At 65.4% G+C, this 2,500-nt stretch carries 3 protein-coding genes; all 3 read left to right on the forward strand.

The window, feature by feature from the left end; translation table 11 throughout:
- The first annotated feature begins 148 nt into the window (after nucleotides 1-148).
- Nucleotides 149-898, forward strand: coding sequence for a beta clamp domain-containing protein (locus tag BST14_RS27850; RefSeq protein ID WP_081284087.1), 750 nt, complete (start codon nucleotides 149-151; stop codon nucleotides 896-898).
- Between the two features lie 10 nt (nucleotides 899-908).
- On the forward strand, nucleotides 909-1,340 hold the full coding sequence (locus BST14_RS27855) for a hypothetical protein (RefSeq protein WP_231122134.1): 432 nt from the start codon (nucleotides 909-911) through the stop codon (nucleotides 1,338-1,340).
- A gap of 253 nt (nucleotides 1,341-1,593) precedes the next feature.
- Nucleotides 1,594-1,725, forward strand: coding sequence for a hypothetical protein (locus BST14_RS31495; RefSeq protein WP_254902518.1), 132 nt, complete (start codon nucleotides 1,594-1,596; stop codon nucleotides 1,723-1,725).
- The last annotated feature ends 775 nt before the right edge of the window (nucleotides 1,726-2,500 follow it).

Raw genomic sequence — 2,500 nt, forward strand, 5'->3', positions numbered from 1 at the left:
AATCAGGAATCACCAAGATGTTCCGGTCGGTGGGCTCGCGCCGTCCGCGGACGCCCACTAAACCTAAATGTCGGTGGACGTTGGTAGTGTCGGTGGTGTTGGGCAGGCCAGTCGGGTCGGCCCGAGATTCCCACGAAAGGGGAGTGGCATGACAGCTGTTCTGGACAACCCGGCCGACGTCGGGGAGGCCTCGGTGGAGGGTGCGGCGATGCCGGTCGTCAACACGTTGAAGGCCAAGGCGTTATTCACTGCCGTGTTCGATGCGCTGCTGTTCGCGGCTCCGGCGTCGGCGAAGCTGCCGTTTCTGGAGGCGGTGCGTCTGGAGTTCGGGGCGGATCAGCTGGTGGCGGTCGCGACGGATCGGTTTGTGTTGGGCGCTTCGCGAGTGGAGTACTCCGGGGAGGCATTCACAGTGATGGTCGCGGGAGCGGATGCGAAGGCTCTGGTGAAGATGGCCAAGACGGTCAAGCGGGATGAGACTACGCGTGAGGTGACCGTCGAGGTCGCCGACGCGGGTGCGCTGGTGACGTTCCGATTCAGCACCGGAGAAGCAATGACCGTGCGCGGCCTGGACGTCCAGTTCCCGAAGTGGCGGCAACTAGTGCCGGCGGATGCCTCACGGATGGGTGGCATTGTCGGGATGGGATACACCCCGGGCTACCTGAAGCGTTTTACCCAGGCACGTGCTGATGAGCAGGCCAGCGGCGTGCAGATGGTCGTGTTCCCATCGGTGACGTCGAGCGGCAAGCCCGGCCCGACCGCGATCCGGATTGGTGAGGACTTCTTCGGGCTGCTGATGCCCGTACGGCCCCCGGGTGACGAATGGACGTTCCACCGGCCCAGCTGGCTCGACGAGTCCGCCGGCGTGGCCGTCAGCGGCACTGCGGGGGTGCGCTGAGGTGACGACGATGACAAACCCGCGTGGAGCGGCGGCCGGGGCTGCCACCGCTCCGCAGCAGCCCGCGCTGCTCGCCCGCCAGGACCAGGCACGCGCGGCGGGCGAGCGGCGCGCGGTCGAGGTGGTGAGGACATGGCTGATCGAGCGTGAACGCGCGTGGCTGGCGGTCGATTTCACCAAGACCCGGCCAGAGCCGCCGTTCGACGATGACTCCGAGCTGTGCGTTGCGGTCGGCAGGCTGCCCCGCCAGGCTTACGGCAGCGGACTGGACGTGCGAGGCAGCTTTATCGTGCGGCTGGCGGATCTCAACGGGCTCCTGAGCCGTGCGCACGACGACGCTGCGGCGGCGCGGCAGGCAGATTCCTACCACTGCGCGCGTGGGTACCAGCACGTCGACCACACATCGGATTGCTGCCCCTTCGAGCACGGTGAGGCGCAGTGATAGCGAATCACGTTGAGCAGCAACCTAAGACAGTGGCGATCGAATGGGTCGAAGAATCACGGCACCGGGTGAAGGTGCGGGTGCCGGCGGACTTCGACCCCGATGAATGTGACCTCGGCGACGGCCTGGCCGAGCTGAACAACGACTGATTCCAGGGGCTAGAACGCAGCCAGATCACGGTCTTCGACGCCAGTCCCGACCCGGCGGCCGAGTTCTTCGACCCGCCCCGCTATAACAGTGAGCGGGCGTCCGCGTGAGCAGTCATTACGAGTGGGGAGACGCCCGCAGCGGCAACTACCAACTGGTGACGCGTGAGACGGCACCCGACGAGTGGAATCTGCCCGCGCCAGACCCGGCCGACCCATGGTCAGTGGGTGTCACCTAGGGGCATGCGCTGGGGCTGTTCAACGCCAACGGTGACGGCACTGTGCTCGAAGGCGAGCCGGGCGAAATCCTGGACTACGTGGATCGGCTGCACGCCTACGCGCACCGTGAACTCGACGGCCTGGTCGAGTACGACACCTGACCCTGTGCCCAATGCGGCGACCAGGTCCTCACCCTGGTCGCCTGATGCGCCGAGACCTCGGTGATTCACGCTTCGAGCTGTTGACTGCGGTGGAGCAGCGGTGGGCGCTGGTGGTGCTGCGCATCGTCAACGAGGTGTTACGGCCCTGATGGGGCCGTTGCCGCCGGCGGGGTGCGACTTGGGCGGCGATTGGGACTGCGTTAGGCGTTACGGTGTCGTCGCGGTGCCACGGATTCGGCGGCTAACTGTTACTCGTCAGCGCTGGGGGGTTTGTGCTGGGGAGTGAAGAGGCTTAGAACCAGGGCGAAGATGTGGACCGCGGTGGGCCAGTCGGTGGTGTATGCGGCCAGGGCGGCGCAGGAGGCCGCCAGGGCTAAGGCCAGTCGGGGGTCGGTGGCTCTTTTTGCTGGAAACGAGTTTTGTCGGTGGTCATCGGGGTCTACCATCATGAAAGTTCCTTGAGTGTTGTTGGAATGCTGGGGAACTGCTTGGACTGCCTCCTACGCCCGGCAACGGCGTGGGGGGCGGTTTTTAGTTTCGACGCCCGGACGCACGACGGTGGGATAGGGAAACGTCGTGGACACACTCACGAGCTTATCACAAGCCAGTGCCCCAATGTCACGGTGAAAACTCA

Origin of the sequence: Mycobacterium arosiense ATCC BAA-1401 = DSM 45069 (assembly GCF_002086125.1) — a bacterium.
In the GTDB taxonomy this organism is placed as follows: Bacteria; Actinomycetota; Actinomycetes; order Mycobacteriales; family Mycobacteriaceae; genus Mycobacterium; species Mycobacterium arosiense.

Bases quoted from the DNA above. Each gene is read 5' to 3' on its own strand.
- BST14_RS27850 (WP_081284087.1), top strand. From the start codon at position 149: ATGACAGCTGTTCTGGACAACCCGGCCGACGTCGGGGAGGCCTCGGTG.
- BST14_RS27855 (WP_231122134.1), top strand. From the start codon at position 909: ATGACAAACCCGCGTGGAGCGGCGGCCGGGGCTGCCACCGCTCCGCAG.